14 protein-coding genes and 1 pseudogene are annotated in these 15,480 nt (G+C 70.5%); 7 read left to right on the forward strand and 8 right to left on the reverse strand.

Features of this window, described 5'->3' with window-relative positions:
• The first annotated feature begins 3 nt into the window (after positions 1-3).
• From OG252_RS33575 to OG252_RS33585, 3 genes are all read left to right on the forward strand, one after another.
• The gene (locus OG252_RS33575) at positions 4-828 is read left to right on the forward strand and encodes a cyclase family protein (protein ID WP_329340833.1); all 825 of its coding nucleotides are present in this window, start codon (positions 4-6) and stop codon (positions 826-828) included.
• Positions 829-841: 13 nt separating this feature from the next.
• The gene (locus OG252_RS33580; RefSeq protein WP_329340835.1) at positions 842-2,200 is read left to right on the forward strand and encodes an acyltransferase domain-containing protein; all 1,359 of its coding nucleotides are present in this window, start codon (positions 842-844) and stop codon (positions 2,198-2,200) included.
• 106 nt (positions 2,201-2,306) lie between these two features.
• Entirely contained in the window at positions 2,307-2,846 is a 540-nt protein-coding gene (locus tag OG252_RS33585) for a TetR/AcrR family transcriptional regulator (protein ID WP_329340837.1), read from the forward strand.
• Positions 2,847-2,856: 10 nt separating this feature from the next.
• Here the strand turns inward: OG252_RS33585 and OG252_RS33590 are convergent, their stop codons facing one another.
• The 3 genes from OG252_RS33590 to OG252_RS33600 all read right to left on the reverse strand — a co-directional run bounded on the left by OG252_RS33590 (position 2,857) and on the right by OG252_RS33600 (position 6,422).
• Positions 2,857-4,056 carry an FAD-dependent oxidoreductase gene (locus OG252_RS33590; protein ID WP_266439716.1) on the reverse strand — a complete coding sequence of 400 codons (1,200 nt, stop codon included), beginning with the start codon at positions 4,054-4,056 and terminating at the stop codon, positions 2,857-2,859.
• 46 nt (positions 4,057-4,102) lie between these two features.
• The gene (locus OG252_RS33595) at positions 4,103-5,650 is read right to left on the reverse strand and encodes an MFS transporter (RefSeq protein WP_329340839.1); all 1,548 of its coding nucleotides are present in this window, start codon (positions 5,648-5,650) and stop codon (positions 4,103-4,105) included.
• A 112-nt stretch (positions 5,651-5,762) separates the two neighbouring features.
• Positions 5,763-6,422 carry a response regulator gene (locus OG252_RS33600; protein ID WP_266439720.1) on the reverse strand — a complete coding sequence of 220 codons (660 nt, stop codon included), beginning with the start codon at positions 6,420-6,422 and terminating at the stop codon, positions 5,763-5,765.
• Positions 6,423-6,900: 478 nt separating this feature from the next.
• Between OG252_RS33600 and OG252_RS33605 the strand changes: the two genes are divergently transcribed.
• Positions 6,901-7,383, forward strand: a complete 483-nt coding sequence (locus OG252_RS33605) for a hypothetical protein (protein ID WP_329340842.1) — start codon at positions 6,901-6,903, stop codon at positions 7,381-7,383.
• A 25-nt stretch (positions 7,384-7,408) separates the two neighbouring features.
• Here OG252_RS33605 and OG252_RS33610 read toward each other — a convergent pair whose 3' ends face one another.
• Positions 7,409-7,747: a P-II family nitrogen regulator gene (locus tag OG252_RS33610; RefSeq protein WP_266439722.1), complete on the reverse strand. Its 339-nt coding sequence runs from the start codon at positions 7,745-7,747 to the stop codon at positions 7,409-7,411.
• A pseudogene (locus OG252_RS33615) lies at positions 7,744-7,884 on the reverse strand (ammonium transporter); the annotation flags it as partial. The gene OG252_RS33610 and the pseudogene OG252_RS33615, both read right to left, overlap by 4 nt.
• Positions 7,885-7,960: 76 nt before the next feature.
• Between OG252_RS33615 and era the strand changes: the two are divergent.
• Positions 7,961-8,929, forward strand: coding sequence for a GTPase Era (era, locus tag OG252_RS33620; protein ID WP_266439724.1), 969 nt, complete (start codon positions 7,961-7,963; stop codon positions 8,927-8,929).
• A 619-nt stretch (positions 8,930-9,548) separates the two neighbouring features.
• Here era and OG252_RS33625 read toward each other — a convergent pair.
• The 3 genes from OG252_RS33625 to OG252_RS33635 all read right to left on the reverse strand — a co-directional run bounded on the left by OG252_RS33625 (position 9,549) and on the right by OG252_RS33635 (position 12,328).
• The gene (locus OG252_RS33625; protein ID WP_443068442.1) at positions 9,549-10,901 is read right to left on the reverse strand and encodes a GH1 family beta-glucosidase; all 1,353 of its coding nucleotides are present in this window, start codon (positions 10,899-10,901) and stop codon (positions 9,549-9,551) included.
• A 68-nt stretch (positions 10,902-10,969) separates the two neighbouring features.
• Entirely contained in the window at positions 10,970-11,236 is a 267-nt protein-coding gene (locus OG252_RS33630; protein ID WP_266439726.1) for a protealysin inhibitor emfourin, read from the reverse strand.
• Between the two features lie 21 nt (positions 11,237-11,257).
• Positions 11,258-12,328, reverse strand: a complete 1,071-nt coding sequence (locus tag OG252_RS33635; protein ID WP_329340846.1) for a M4 family metallopeptidase — start codon at positions 12,326-12,328, stop codon at positions 11,258-11,260.
• Between the two features lie 323 nt (positions 12,329-12,651).
• Here OG252_RS33635 and leuA point away from each other — a divergent pair, with 323 nt between their 5' ends.
• Both leuA and OG252_RS33645 read left to right on the forward strand, forming a co-directional pair.
• Entirely contained in the window at positions 12,652-14,373 is a 1,722-nt protein-coding gene (gene leuA / locus OG252_RS33640; RefSeq protein ID WP_329340847.1) for a 2-isopropylmalate synthase, read from the forward strand.
• Between the two features lie 292 nt (positions 14,374-14,665).
• A complete protein-coding gene (locus tag OG252_RS33645; protein ID WP_266439731.1) occupies positions 14,666-15,361 on the forward strand; it encodes a tellurite resistance TerB family protein in 696 nt (231 codons plus the stop codon).
• Positions 15,362-15,480 lie beyond the last annotated feature (119 nt).

Consider the following 15,480-nt stretch of genomic DNA (forward strand, 5'->3'; position numbering starts at 1 on the left):
CCCGTGTTCGTCGATCTGAGCATCCCCGTCAGCCGCCGCGCCCCCGGCGTCGAGTTCGAGCAGTGGCTCCACCGGGACGGCGTCCGCCACCTCTCCCGCAGGATCAGGGCGTTGCCCGGTGACAGCCGCCGGGACCGTTTCGTCAACCACCTGCGCTGGCTCACCGGCAGCCGCCGCCTGCGCGAACGGGACCTGCCCGACGGCTGCTTCATGTCGAACGAGTTCTACCGGATGTCCGTCCACCAGGGCACCCACGTCGACGCCCCCTTCCACTACGGCCCCGAGTGCGAGGGACGCCCCGCGAAGAAGGTCATGGACCTGCCTCTGGAATGGTTCCACGGCCCCGGCGTCGTTCTCGACGTGCGCGGCTGCGGCGGCCGGGTGACGGCGGCTGACGTCAAGGAGGCGCTGCGCACGGCCGGTTCGGAGGTCGGACCCGGCTGGGTGGCGCTGTTCCGCACCGACTCCGATCTGCGGCTGGGCACCCCGGCGTACTACACCGAGTCCACGGCGATCACTCCCGAGGCCGTCGACCTCCTCCTGGACCTCGGCGTCAAGGTGCTCGGCACGGACTGCTGGAGCTTCGACGGGCCGGCCCGCCGGATGGTCGAGGACTTCTTCGCCACGGGCGACTCCGGTGCGCTGTGGCCCACCCATCTGCACGGCAGGCGACGGGAGTTCATCCAGATCGAGGGCCTGGCCAGGCTGCGGACCCTCCCCGACGGCCCGTTCACGTTCATGGCGTTCCCGATCGCCCTCGCCGACGCGGGCGCGGCCTGGTGCCGGGCGGTGGCGCGCACCGGGCCCACAGACCCCGCCCCCAGGTGAAGGGCCTCCCACCATGGCTTACGACCCCTCCGACCCCAACCCCAACCCCTCCGACCCCAACCCCAACCCCTCCGACCCCAACCCCAGCCTTTCCGACCCCAACGCCTCCCGCACCACCCATCTGCTCACCCTCTCCGCCTCCACCCCGGACGCCCTGACCACCACGGCCCGCGACACCGCCGCCCACCTCGCCACGCTCGGCGACGCGTCCCCCGCCCCGCTGTGCTCCAGGGCCGCCGGAGGGCCGCATTCCGGCCACCGGCTCGGCGTCGTGGGCCGTACGGCGGGCGAGTTGGCCGAGCGGATCGGTGCCCACTTGGCGGGCGACCCGGTCCGGGAGGTCTTCGTGGGCCACGCCGACCCGGCCCGTCGGCCGCCGGTAGCCTTCCTCTTCAGCGGCCAGGGAGCGCAGTACGCAGGCATGGCCCAGGGCCTCCACCGCACGGAACCGGTGTTCAGGGACGCCTTCGACCGGTGCGCGGAGGCCGCCCGGCCCTTCGCCGCCGTCCCCCTCCAGGAGCTGCTCGACCCGGGGGCCGGGCCGTCCGTGGTGTACCGGCTCGCCCACGCGGCCCTCGGCACGTTCTGCGTCAACATCGCCCTCGCCGAGCTGTGGCGCAGCTGGGGCGTCGAACCCGCGGCGGTGCTCGGCTTCAGCTCGGGCGAGTACGCCGCCGCCTGCTGGGCGGGGATCCTCGCCCCGGAGGACGCGGTGCGGCTGCTCGGTACGCAGGTCACGCTGGCCGAGCGGGTCACCGACGGCGCGATGGCGGTGGTCGCACTGGGGGAGGAGGACGCGCTCCAACTCCTCGCGGAGGCCGAGCCGTCGGTGGGCCTCGCGGCGGTCATCTCCCCGGGCGAGGTGTCCCTGTCGGGCCGGGCCACGACGCTGGCCCGGATCGTGGACCGGCTCACGGCCTCCGGCGTACGGACCAGCAGCCTGCCGGTGTCGTCGGGCCTGCACTCACCGCTCCAGGAACCGGCACTCGCCGAACTGCGCGCCGTGGCCGCCACGATCCCCACGCGGCCGCCCCGCATCCCCTTCGTCTCCACGGTCACCGGCACCGGGGTCACCGGCCCGCTCGCCCCCGAGCACTGGTGCCGCCAGCTGCGCGGCCCGGTGCGGTTCCTGGACGCGGTCCGCGCCCTCGACGAACTCGGCGTACGCGCCCACCTGGAGGTCGGCCCGGGCCGGGCGCTGGTCGGCCTCGGGGCGCGCTGCCTGCCCGGCGGGGAACGCATGTGGCTGGCCTCGCTCGGCCGGAGCACCGACGGCACCGCCCCCATGCTCATGGCGCTGGGGCGACTGCACACGGCGGGGGTGCCGGTGAGCTGGAACCGCGTCTACCCCGGGTCCCGTTCCGCCGTATAACGGTCTCCGAGCCGCCCCGAACCGCCGCTGAGCCGTCCCTATACTGGGCGCAATGGTTGAAGAAGATATCGCCCGGTCCGCTCCGGGCCGCCCCCGCAGTGCGGAAGTGTCCAGAGGAATCAATCTGGCCGCTCTCGCCCTGCTGCGGGAACGCGGCCCGCAGGGTGTCACGGTGGAGGCGGTGGCCCAGTATTCGGGTTCCGCGAAGACGACCATCTACCGCCGGTACAAGAACCGTTATGAACTTCTTCGGTCCTCGCTCGCTTTCGTCGAGGAGATCCCGGAACCGTCCCCCGGACTTCCGGTGCGTGAGCGGCTCGTCTATTTGCTCAAGCAATTCCGGTACGGTCTCGAAGAGGTCGTCGGGCTCCGGGCCCTGGTCGCCCTGCTGCACGGCGACGAGGACCCGGAATTCACCCAGGTCTTCCGCGAGACCATCCTCGGGCCCCGCCTGGAGGTCATCTTCAGGACCCTTGAGTCCGGCGTGGAGGCCGGCGAGCTGAGGCCGGACGCCGACTACGAGACGGTCGTCAGCATGCTGGCCGGCTCCTTCATCGCCCGGTTCGCCGTACGGGGCGCGCCGCCGCCCGCCGACTGGGCGGAGTCGGTGGTCGACACGATCTGGCCGGCGATCCGGGCCGCCTGAGACCTCGGACTCAGGACACGTGCTCCGGCCGCAGCCCCACCCCGATGAACTGTGCCGTCCACCGGTTCAGGAACGGGAAGCGCCGCACCAGCCGCGCCGCGAACGGCCGCTCCACCACCGACCGCCGGTCCTTCGGATACAGGTCGGCCAGCATGTGCACCTGCGCCAACTGCACGGCCCGCACGGGAAGTTCACGCCGCCGCTGCACCCGGCGCAGCTCGTGCGGTGTCGGCGTACGTCCCGTGCGCAGCACCGGTCCGAGCATCCGGGCGGCGGCCACCGCGTCCTGCACGGCGAGGTTGATGCCGACCCCGCCGGCCGGTGACATGGCGTGCGCGGCGTCCCCGACGCACAGCAGGCCGGGCCGGTGCCAGGTGCGGAGCCGGTCGACCCGGACGCCGAGCAGCTTCACGTCGTCCCAGTCGTGGATCTCCCGTTCGACGCGCTCGGCGAAGGGCGGGTGCACGGAGGAGACGTCGGCCCGGAGGCGGCCCAGGCCCTCCGCGCGTACGGCGTCGTACTGGCCCTGCGGAATGACGTACGCGACCTGCCAGTAGGCGCCGCGGTCGATGGTGATCAGCACGAAGCCCGCCCCTGTGTGCAGGAAGCTCATGGTCTCGCCGGGTTCGCGGGCGAGCCGGAACCACAGCACGTCCATGGGGGCCGCGCTGGCCGACACGGTGAGCCCGGCGGCCTTGCGCATGGCGGAATGGCGGCCGTCGGCGGCGATCACGAGGTCGGCGCGGATCTCCAGCGGGCCCTCCGGGGTGTCCGCGCGCACCCCGCGCACCTGGTCGCCCTCCCGGATCACGGTGGTCGCCTCGGCCTTCTGCATCAGGGTGAAGCCGGGCAGTTCGCCGGCCTTGCGGGCCAGGAAGTCGAGGACGTCCCACTGCGGCATGAAGGCGATGTAGGGGAAGCGGCCGCGGATCTTGGAGAAGTCGGCGAACGTGGTGGGTCCGGCGGGGGTCCGCACGGTGATGTCGGTGACCTTGGTGTGCGGGATCCGCAGGAACTCGTCCAGCAGCCCGAGTTCGTCGATGACCTGGAGGGTCGAGGGGTGGACGGTGTCACCGCGGAAGTCCCGCAGGAAGTCGCCGTGTTTCTCGAGGACGGTCACCCGCACGCCCTGCCGGGCGAGCAGCAGTCCGGCCATCATGCCGGCGGGGCCGCCGCCGACGACACAGCACTGGGCGGTCTCGGTCTTCATGGATCGCTCCTGGGGTGGGTGCGGATCGGGTGCGGGCGGGCACCGGTCAGTGTCCGGCCGCGATCGGCAGGGGCTCGCCGTCGGGCGCGGTCGTGGTGAGGTCGCGGCTGCGAATGAGCGGGATCACGGCGAGCGCGCCCACGAAGGCCACCACCGCCGCCACGGTCAGGATCGAGTTCAGTCCGTCGACGAACGCGGAGTGCGCCGCGTCGGTGAAGATCCCCCGCTGCTGCGGCGGGAGTTCCGCGAGGGCGGGACCGATCTGCCCGGAGGAGACGGCATGGCCCAGCTCGCCCGCCCGTTCCTGGAGCGGGGTGCCCGCGAGCGCCTCGTGCACCGCGTCGCGCACCCGGTCGGCGAAGACCGCGCCCAGGGAGGCGATGCCGACGGCGATGCCCAGCGACCGGCAGGTGTTGCTCAGCCCGGAGGCGACCCCGACCCGGGCCGGTTCCACCGCGCCCATCGCGGCGGCGACCACGTTCGGGTTGACCAGGCCGACGCCGAGGCCGGTGACCAACTGCCCGGCGAGCAGGGCGGTCCAGTCGTCGGACGCGTCGAGCCCGCCCATGAGCAGCAGGCCCCCGCTGATGCAGGCGAGCCCCGCCGAGACCAGCCAGCGGGCCGGCAGCACCGTGCCCAGCCTGGCCGCGATCGCCGAGGCCGCGAAGATGGAGAGGGTCAGCGGCAGCAGTCGTAGCCCGGCCGCCAGCGGTTCGTGACCGAGGACCGTCTGCAGATACAGCGTCAGATACAGCAGCAGCGCGAACGCCGTGGAACTCATCGCCAGTACGCCGACGGCGGCACCCGTGGTGGTGAGCTTCCGGAACAGGGTGCCGGGGAGCATGGGGTCGCGCCGGGCGCGCTCGACCAGGACGAACGCGGCCATCGCCACGGCGGACAGGACGAAGCCGCTCACCACCTGGGTGCTGCTCCAGCCCTCCTCGTTGGCGCGCAGCAGGGCGAACGACAGGGCGCCCAGCGCGGTGCCGAAGGTGAGGAAGCCGGGCCAGTCGATCCGCCCGGCGCTCTCGGCCCGGGACTCGGCGACGCGCAGTGCGGTGGCGAGCAGGGCGAGGACGCCCACGGGCAGGTTGACCAGGAAGATCCACCGCCAGCCGGCGGCCTCGACCAGGACACCGCCCGCGAGTGGCCCGACAGCGAGCGCGGCACCGCTGACGGCACCCCAGACCGCGAGGGCCACATGCCGGTCGCGGTGGTCGGGGTACGCAGCGGCGAGCAGCGCCAGCGAGGTCGCCAGCAGGGCGGCGCCGCCCACCCCTTGCAGCACCCTGGCCGCGATGAGCGTGAGCGGGTCCTGTGCGATCCCGCACAGCAGGGAGGCGAGCGTGAAGATCCCCATGCCCCAGGAGAAGACGGCCCGCCGGCCGAACCGGTCGGCGAGGGAGCCTGCGGTGAGCAGGGCGGCTGACAGCGCCACGGCGTAGGCCGCGACCACCCATTGCAGGTCCGTGAGTGTGGCGTCCAGGGCCTCCTCGATGTCGGGCAGTGCGATGTTCACGATCGTGACGTCGAGCAGCAGCATGAAGCTGCCCACGGACACCACGGTCAGCGTCCACCACCGGTTGGGCGCCATGCCCCCTCCTCCGGTCGTTCATATGCGAACCATTCAAATACGCTACGAGGAGCGTATCGTATTTGCCCAGGAGAGGGCCAAGCGCACCGAAACGGCAGGTCGGACGGGTGGGTCAGGGCTCGGCGACCGGTTGCGGATCCAGGGAGCGCTTGGCGTACAGCGCCGTCTGCACGCGGTTCTGGGTGCCGAGCTTGGCGTAGATACGGCTGAGGTAGTTGCGGACCGTCTTCGGGCTGATGCCCAGACGCTTGGCTATGCGGTGTGTCGCCTGCTCGTCGGCCACCAGGATCAGGATCTGCCGCTCGCGCTCGGTGAGCTGGGACAGCGGTGAACCGCCGTCCGCCGGACGCCCGGACAGCAGCTCCAGGACCTGACCGGCCGCGACGGTGGACAGCGCGGCGCCCTCGCGGTGCACGGTGAGCAGCGTGTCGCGCAGCTCGTCCGCGCCGATGTTCCGGGAGAGGTAGGCGTTGGCGCCGGCGGCGAACGCCTCGCGCATGTAGACCGGTTGCTGGTTGGTGGCGAGGACGACGATCCGTACGTGCTGGAAGTCCCGGCGGATCGCCCGGGCGACCTGCGCCCCGTCGGACCCGGCGGGACACAGGCCCATGACGACGACATGCGGCCGCTCCCGGCGTACCTCCTGCAAGGCCGACATCCCGTCGCGGGCGACGGAGACCACGGAGAACTCGGAGAAGCCCTCCAGTAACTTCCGGAACCCTTCGGCCACTAGGCGCTCGCTGTCCACGAGCAGGACTCGAATCGATGACATGCGATCCCTTCGTTCGCGTCAAACATTCGCGTGCGTGAAGAGAGTGCGCGGGTGCAGCGGTGGTGCCCCCGTTGATGGCCCGACTTCCTTCGCCGGTGAATTAGTGGGCCGCTGCCAGTCGATGCTACACGTACTCGCTGGTTCGTTTCGGTCAGAATTGGGAGGATCATCCCGACCGTAACGACGGATGTTTATCCGCTGTTCAGCGGGTCGGCCGTGCGGGCGCGGGAATTCCCCTACGACCTGGCAGTTCTCGTGGCGAGACACGAATCCGGACTTTATTGTTCCGCTCTGTTTGTTCGGTCCGCCGTCAATTTGTCGATGCGCCGAAAATACTTAACGTGCACTGTTTGTAGCAGTGCGGGCGTGACCGGCCGAATATCGCTCTTGCCGTCATCAGTCCCCTGCGTATCAATGAAACCAGTAGTTCTGATGGCCCGTCAGATTCGTGGAGATTACGGAAAGGGAGCCGGACCCCATGAGAGGCAAGCGCAAGCGCACAGGAACAGGTACGGCAGTCCTGGTCGGAGCCCTCGCGCTCACCGGCCTCGCCCTCGCACCCACGGCCGTGGCCGTCACCCCGGACACCGCCACCATCACCGCCGACTGCGGCACCTTCGGCGGCGGCGAGGCCACCCTGACGGCGACGCAGGACGGCACCGCCGCCACCGTCACGGTCACGTCCTCGGCGATCACCGCGCCGATCGCCCTCGGGCAGGACTCGATCAGCTCCACCCTCACCCTGGTGAACACCGCGGGCGGCACCACCGCCTTCACCGGCACGAAGAACCCGGCCATGGCGGCCGGCGACCCCGTCACGGTCGGCCCGCTCGACGGCACCGTGGCCTCCGGCGACACCTTGGAGGCCTTCGGCGGTTCCCTCCAGATGACGGTCCTCGGGATCACCATCACCTGCACGGCGGCCGGACCGCAGTCGCCGGGTCCGTTCGTGTTCGACTGAGCCGCGCGCGAACGCGGCCCCCTGCCTACAGCGCGTCGGGGCCGCGCTCGCCCGTCCGTACCCGTACGACCGTCTCCACCGGGAGCGCCCACACCTTCCCGTCGCCGATCTTCCCCGTCTGCGCCGCCTTGACGATCGCGTCGATCACGGCGTCCGAGTCCGCGTCCTCGACGACGACCTCGATGCGCACCTTGGGGACCAGGTCGATCTGGTACTCGGCGCCGCGGTACACCTCGGTGTGGCCGCGCTGACGGCCGTAGCCACTGGCCTCGGTCACGGTCAGACCGTGCACGCCGAGCTCCAGGAGGGCGGTCTTGACCTCGTCGAGGCGGTACGGCTTGACGATCGCGGTGATGAGCTTCATGCCTGGGACTTGACCTTCCGAGGGGAGGGGACGGAGGCGGTGACCGGGGCGGCGTGGCCCGGGACGCCGTGATCGTATGCGGTCTCTGCATGCACCGTAAGGTCCGCACCGGTCTGCCCCCGTTCCTGGCTCGCGCGCGGCCGGCGGTGAGGAGTCCGGCGGTGATGAGTGCGGGCGGACGCTTGTGCGGCGGGGCTCTGTGGATCAGGGAGAATGGGCCGCATGAGCGTTCGCAGCCAGTCATCCGAGCCGTCGGAATCGTCGGAGGCCGCCCACCGCGCGGGCTTCGCCTGTTTCGTGGGCCGCCCCAACGCGGGCAAGTCCACCCTCACGAACGCTCTGGTCGGGCAGAAGGTGGCGATCACCGCCAACCAGCCGCAGACGACGCGGCACACGGTGCGGGGGATCGTGCACCGGCCCGACGCCCAGCTGATCCTGGTGGACACCCCCGGGCTGCACAAGCCGCGCACGCTGCTGGGCGAGCGGCTGAACGACATCGTCCGTACGACCTGGGCCGAGGTCGACGTGATCGGCTTCTGTCTGCCGGCGAACGAGAAGCTCGGTCCCGGTGACCGCTTCATCGCGAAGGAACTGGCGGCCATCAAGAAGACGCCGAAGATCGCGATCGTCACGAAGACCGACCTCGTCGACGGCAAGACGCTGGCCGAGCAGCTCATCGCGATCGACCAGCTCGGGCGGGAGCTGGGGTTCGAGTGGGCGGAGATCGTGCCGGTGTCGGCGGTCGCGGACACGCAGGTGGGTCTGCTGGCTGATCTGATCGTCCCGCTCCTGCCAGAGGGCCCGGCCCTCTACCCCGAGGGTGATCTCACCGACGAGCCCGAGCAGGTCATGATCGCGGAGTTGATCCGTGAGGCCGCGTTGGAGGGTGTGCGGGACGAGCTTCCCCACTCCATCGCTGTCGTGGTGGAGGAGATGCTCCCGCGCGAGGACCGTCCCGCCGACAGGCCCCTCCTCGACATCCACGCGTTCGTGTACATCGAGCGGCCCAGTCAGAAGGGGATCATCATCGGTCCCAAGGGCAAGCGGTTGAAGGAGGTCGGCATCAAGTCGCGCAAGCAGATCGAGGCGCTGCTGGGTACGCCGGTGTTCCTCGACCTCCATGTCAAGGTCGCCAAGGACTGGCAACGGGACCCCCGGCAACTACGCAAGCTCGGCTTCTGAGCGGCCCCCTCTTATCGCACCCCCTGGGGGCTCCGCCCCCTGGACCCCCGGACCTTCGCCCACCCACCACCCGACTCGGTCGGCCAAGAAGTGCGCCTTGCCCTGGGGGCTCCGCCCCCAGACCCCCGGACCTTCGCCCACCCACCACCCGACTCGGTGGGTCGAGGGGTGCGCCTTGCCCGGGGGCTTCGCCCCCAGACCCCGGGCCTTTGCCCACCCACCGCCCGGCTCGGTGGGTCGAGGGGTGCGCCTTGCCCGGGGGCTTCGCCCCAGACCCCGGGCCTTTGCCCACCCACCGCCCGGCTCGGTGGGTCGAGGGGTGCGCCTTGCCCGGGGGCTTCGCCCCCAGACCCCGGGCCTTTGCCCACCCACCGCCTGGCTCGGTGGGTCGAGGAGTGGGCCTTGCCCGGGGGCTTCCCCCCCAGACCCCGGGCCTTTGCCCACCCACCGCCTGGCTCGGTGGGTCGAGCGGTGCGCCTTGCCCGGGGGCTTCGCCCCCAGACCCCCGGCCTTTGCCCGCCCACCACCCGGCTCGCTTGGCCGAACAGCGAGCCGCACCTCGCCCTGCCCGGAGTCAAAGGGCAAGGTGCACCCCTCGGTGGGCAAAGGCACAGGGGCCTCAGTGTTGAGACCTCAGCGTGTTTTGGAACCAGGTGTACGACGCCTTCGGGGTTCTGGTCAGGGTTTCGTAGTCCACGTGGACCAGGCCGAAACGCCGTGCGTAGCCTTCCGCCCACTCGAAGTTGTCGAGCAGGGACCAGACGAAATAGCCGCGTACGTCCACCCCCGCCTCCACCGCCCGGTGCAGCGCGCGGATGTGGCCGTCCAGGTAGGTGATACGGGGCTGGTCGTCGATGCCGTCGTACGAGCAGCCGTTCTCGGTGATGACGATCGGGGGGAGTCGGTCGCCGTAGCGGTCCCGGAAGTCGGTGAGCAGTTCGGTCAGGGCCTCGGGGACCACCGGCCAGCCGAAGTCCGTAAGGGGGACGTTCTCGATCTCGCGGACGGAGAAGGGGAGTTCCGCCGGGATCGTCAGGCCGCCGAACTCGATGTCCTCGCCCTGCGGGGCGCCCACGCGGGTCGGGGCGTAGTAGTTGACGCCGTACCAGTCCAGCGGCTCCCCGATGACCTTCAGGTCGGCCGCCACGTCGCCCGGCATCAACTCGCCCAGGCCCTCCGGGTATTCGCCGAGCAGCACCGGGTCCGCGAACAGGCGGTTGAGGAGGAGGTCGTAGAAGGCGGCCGCCTCCAGGTCCGCGGGGTCCTGCGACGCCGGCCACGTCGGGCCGTGGGAGTTGGCGATGCCGATGTCGGTCGCGCCGGACGCGCGCAGGGCCCGTACCGCCAGACCGTGGGCCAGGAGCTGGTGGTGGGCGGCCGGGAGCGCGTCGAACATCAGCTGCTTGCCGGGGGCGTGGGCGCCCAGCGCATGCCCGAAGAGGGTGTGTTCGGCGGGCTCGTTGATCGTGATCCACTTCCGCACGCGGTCGCCGAGACGGTCGGCCACGAGCGACACGTACTCCGCGAAGTGCGAGGCGGTGTCCCGCTCCAGCCAGTCGAGCGACACCGGCAGGTCCCAGTGGAAGAGGGTCGGGACAGGGCGGATGCCCGCCGCGCACAGCTCGTCGACCAGACGGTCGTAGAAGTCCAGGCCGCCCGCCGCCCGCACCCGCGGCCAGGAGATCGAGAAGCGGTACGCGTCCACGCCCAGGCCGGCCAGCAGGGCCACGTCCTCGCGGTAGCGGTGGTAGTGGTCGCAGGCCACCGCCGCCGTGGAGCCGTCCTTCACCTTTCCCGGCTCGGCCGAGAAGGTGTCCCAGACGGACGGCTCGCGCGCGTCCACCGCTCCCTCGATCTGGTGGGCCGAGGTCGAGACGCCCCACAGGAAGCCGTCGGGGAACGCCGGGAACGCCGGGAACGCCGGGAACGCCGGGAACTGGGGTATCGGGTTCGTCGCCATGCGCCGGATCATCCGTACTCGCGGGTAGGGAAGTCAACGGACAGGCGTGAACAACGAGTTACGCCCTCCCCGAAGAGGACCTACGCGCCTTCCTTGAGCACCCTCGAAATCAGCTTCCGCTGCTCCTCCGTCAGCCGGGGGTCCGAGCAGTACACGGTCTTCCCGTCCACGGTGATCTGGTAGCTGAAGCCGTCCGGCACCCCGACCGGCGGCGTACCCCGACCGGCGGCCACCGCCTTCTCGGCCAGGGCGTGCCATTCGTGGGCATCGGTCCGGCCCGAGGTGTTCACCTCGGCATGCCGCTCGATGCCCGCGAAACCGCCCGTGCGCCTCACCTGAATACGCATGGGTCCCTGTCTAGTACGGAGTCAGAGAATGCGCACCCCGACCTGCTCCCACGCCTTCTCCACGGCCTGGAGTTCCTCACCGCCGTCGCCGAAGCGCTCCCGCGCGGCCTTCACCGTGAGCTTCGCGAAGTCGCCGAAGAACGCGCGCTCCGACAGTTCGCCGCCGGACAGTGCGTCGTACCAGATCTGGCCCGCCTTCTCCCAGGCGTGGCCGCCGAGTGCGGTGGCGGCCAGGTAGAACGCGTGGTTGGGGATGCCGGAATTGATGTGGACGCCGCCGTTGTCGCGGCCGGTGCGGACGTAGTCGTCCATGGTCGCGGGCTGCGGGTCCTTGCCGAGCACGTCGTCGTCGTACGCGCTGCCCGGTTCCTTCATGGAGCGCAGCGCCTTGCCGGTGACGCTCGGGGCGAGCAGGCCCGCGCCGATCAGCCAGTCGGCCTCGGCGGCGGTCTGGCCGAGCGTGTACTGCTTGATGAGTGAGCCGAAGACGTCGGACATCGACTCGTTGAGGGCGCCCGGCTGGCCGAAGTAGGTGAGGTTCGCGGTGTACTGCGTGACGCCGTGGGCCAGTTCGTGGCCGATGACGTCGATCGGGATGGTGAAGTCGAGGAAGATCTCGCCGTCGCCGTCGCCGAACACCATCTGCTCGCCGTTCCAGAAGGCGTTGCCGTAGTTCTCGTCGTAGTGGACGGTGGCGTCCAGGGGCAGGCCGTCGCCGTCGATCGAGTGCCGGCCGTAGGCCTGGAGGAAGAGCTCGAAGGTGGCGCCGAGGCCGGAGTAGGCGCGGTTGACCGTGGCGTCCCGGCCGGGCTCCGAGCCCTCCGCGCGCACCTTGGTGCCGGGCAGGGCGGTCTTGTGCCCGGCGTCGTAGATGGTGCGCAGTGGCTGGTCCGACGGTGCCTTCGCCGTCGGGGCGGCCGCGAGACGGAACTCGGTGGTCACGCGGCGCCTGGCGCGCAGCTCGCTGTCGCGCATCAGGGTGCGCTGGGCGGGACCGGACAGTGCGGGGTCGTCGTTCCGGGCCAGCTTGTCGAGGACATGCGGCGGTACGACAGTGCAGAAGACGGGCTCGAAGCCCCCGTTCGTCGTCATGCCCGGCACCCTTGCACTGAGTTATGACGCTGTCACTACTCGCAACCTTGATTGGTGAAATGTGGGGACAAGAAGCCTCACTCTCTGTGGTCTAGTGGTATGGCGCACTTTTTGTCCCATTGGTCCCCGGGGTCCCGCATACTGATACAGGCCCGCGCGACAGGCGTGGCTCGGCTAGGCTGCGGAGCATCATGCGATTCGGGCTGCTTCTCCTTAGCTGCCGCGGCGAGGGCCTGTAACCGAGGCCGACCCCCTCCCCGCGGAGTTCTGGCGTTGCGCCGTCGGCCGTCCTTCAGGACCCGCCTTCGAGGAGCCCCCGCATCATGGCGAACCGCCAGCAGCCCAGTTCCATGCCGATCCACAAGTACGGCCAGTACGAGCAGGTCGACATCCCGGACCGCACCTGGCCGGACAACCGGATCACCGTCGCCCCCCGCTGGCTCTCCACGGACCTGCGCGACGGCAACCAGGCCCTGATCGACCCGATGTCGCCCGAGCGCAAGCGCCGGATGTTCGACCAGCTGGTCAAGATGGGCTACAAGGAGATCGAGGTCGGCTTCCCGGCCTCCGGCCAGACCGACTTCGACTTCGTGCGCTCCATCGTCGAGGAGCCCGGCGCCATCCCCGACGACGTCACCATCTCCGTACTGACCCAGGCCCGCGAGGACCTGATCGAGCGGACCGTGGAATCGCTGAAGGGCGCCAAGCGCGCCACCGTGCACCTGTACAACGCGACCGCGCCGGTCTTCCGCCGCGTGGTCTTCCGCGGCTCCAAGGAGCAGATCAAGCAGATCGCCGTCGACGGCACGCGGCTGGTCATGGAGTACGCGGAGAAACTGCTGGGCCCGGAGACGGAGTTCGGCTACCAGTACAGCCCCGAGATCTTCACCGACACCGAGCTGGACTTCGCGCTGGAGGTCTGCGAGGCGGTGATGGACGTCTACCAGCCCGGCCCGGGCCGCGAGATCATCCTCAACCTGCCCGCCACCGTGGAGCGTTCGACCCCGTCGACCCACGCGGACCGCTTCGAGTGGATGAGCCGTAACCTCTCCCGCCGCGAGTACGTCTGCGTCTCCGTCCACCCGCACAACGACCGCGGTACGGCCGTCGCCGCCGCCGAGCTGGCGCTGATGGCCGGCGCCGACCGCGTCGAGGGCTGTCTGTTCGGGCAGGGCGAGCGCACCGGCAACGTCGACCTGGTCACGCTGGGCATGAACCTGTTCTCCCAGGGCGTCGACCCGCAGATCGACTTCTCCGACATCGACGAGATCCGTCGTACGTGGGAGTACTGCAACCAGATGGAGGTCCACCCGCGCCACCCGTACGTGGGCGACCTGGTCTACACGTCCTTCTCCGGCTCCCACCAGGACGCCATCAAGAAGGGCTTCGACGCCATGGAGGCCGACGCGGCCGCCAAGGGCGTCACCGTCGACGACATCGAGTGGGCCGTGCCGTACCTGCCGATCGACCCGAAGGACGTCGGCCGCTCCTACGAGGCGGTCATCCGGGTCAACTCGCAGTCCGGCAAGGGCGGAATCGCGTACGTCCTGAAGAACGACCACAAGCTGGACCTGCCGCGCCGGATGCAGATCGAGTTCTCGAAGATCATCCAGGCGAAGACGGACGCCGAGGGCGGCGAGGTCACCGGCGGCGCCATCTGGTCGACCTTCCAGGACGAGTACCTGCCCAACCCCGAGAACCCGTGGGGCCGTATTCAGGTCAAGAACGGCCAGTCGACGACGGACACGGACGGCGTCGACACCCTGACCGTCGAGGCCGAGGTGGACGGTGTCGAGACCACCCTGGTGGGCACCGGCAACGGTCCGATCTCCGCGTTCTTCCACGCCCTGCAGGGCATCGGCATCGACGCCCGGCTGCTCGACTACTCGGAGCACACGATGAGCGAGGGCGCGTCCGCGCAGGCCGCCTCCTACATCGAGTGCGCGATCGACGACAAGGTCCTGTGGGGCATCGGCATCGATGCGAACACGACCCGCGCCTCGCTGAAGGCGGTCGTCTCGGCCGTCAACCGCGCGGCTCGCTGACGGTTCGCTCCGCTGGGTTGGGCCGCGATACGTAGTGCCGCGATGGGCTGTCGGTCGGCTGCAGCGCCGTCGTGGCCGGTCGCGCAGTTCCCCGCGCCCCTGAAAACACTGCCGCACCCGGCGTTTTGAGGCCTCGCCTGCCGTATTTCCGGTGGGCGGGGTCCGTCGCTTTCCGGCCATTGACCTGTGCAGGTCACGGAAAGGTCTCGTCCGGGGTGATGACTCTGCCCCGCCAATGTGGCTAACATCACGCAAGCGCGGCGATGTTGCCGTGGCGTTACGGAGGTGCGACGTGCTGCCAGGACGGGGACGAAACGGCCATGCCGCCAGGCCTGTGCGCCTCCTGGGCACCCGTACCGCGTGGACACCCGCCGGGGACGGGGAGTTCTTCTGCCCCGGCTGCGGGGGCGACCGCAACTTCCAGCGGCTGACCGGCCGACGCCGCTTCACCCTCCTCGGTGTGCCCGTGCTGCCGCGCGGCGAGACCGGTCCCGTCGTGGAGTGCGCGGCCTGCCGCCGCCACTTCGGCACCGACGTCCTCGACCACCCGACGACCACCCGCTTCTCCGCGATGCTCAGGGACGCCGTCCACACGGTCGCCCTCGCGGTGCTGTCGGCGGGCGGCACCTGTTCCCGTACGTCCCTGGAGACCGCCGCGGCCACCGTCCGCGCCGCCGGCTACGACGACTGCACCGAGGAGCAGCTGAACGCCCTGGTCGAGGCGCTGGCCGCGGACACCGGGCGGGTCCACGGCCGCCCCTGCGGAGCAGGTCTGGCCATAGAGTTGCACGAGGCGCTGGACCCGCTGGCCCCGCACCTCGCCCCGGCCGGCCGCGAATCGATCCTGCTGCAGGGCGCCCGGATCGCCCTCGCCGACGGCCCGTACACCCCGGCCGAGCGCGAGGTCCTCGCCACCGTGGGTGCCGCCCTCACCATCTGCGCGGACGACGTGACCCGGCTGCTGGTGTCGGCGCGGACGCCGTCCTGATGCTCCCCATACTCCCTGGGGAGTAGTTTCGCCCGCCCGTCACCCCGGGCAGTACCGCGCAACTCGCCCTCCCGTCCGACGTATCGCCCCCTGTCCGCCGGAAGTCTGGAAGCGACCCA

It is taken from the genome of Streptomyces sp. NBC_01352, from assembly GCF_036237295.1.
In the GTDB taxonomy this organism is placed as follows: domain Bacteria; phylum Actinomycetota; class Actinomycetes; order Streptomycetales; family Streptomycetaceae; genus Streptomyces; species Streptomyces plumbiresistens.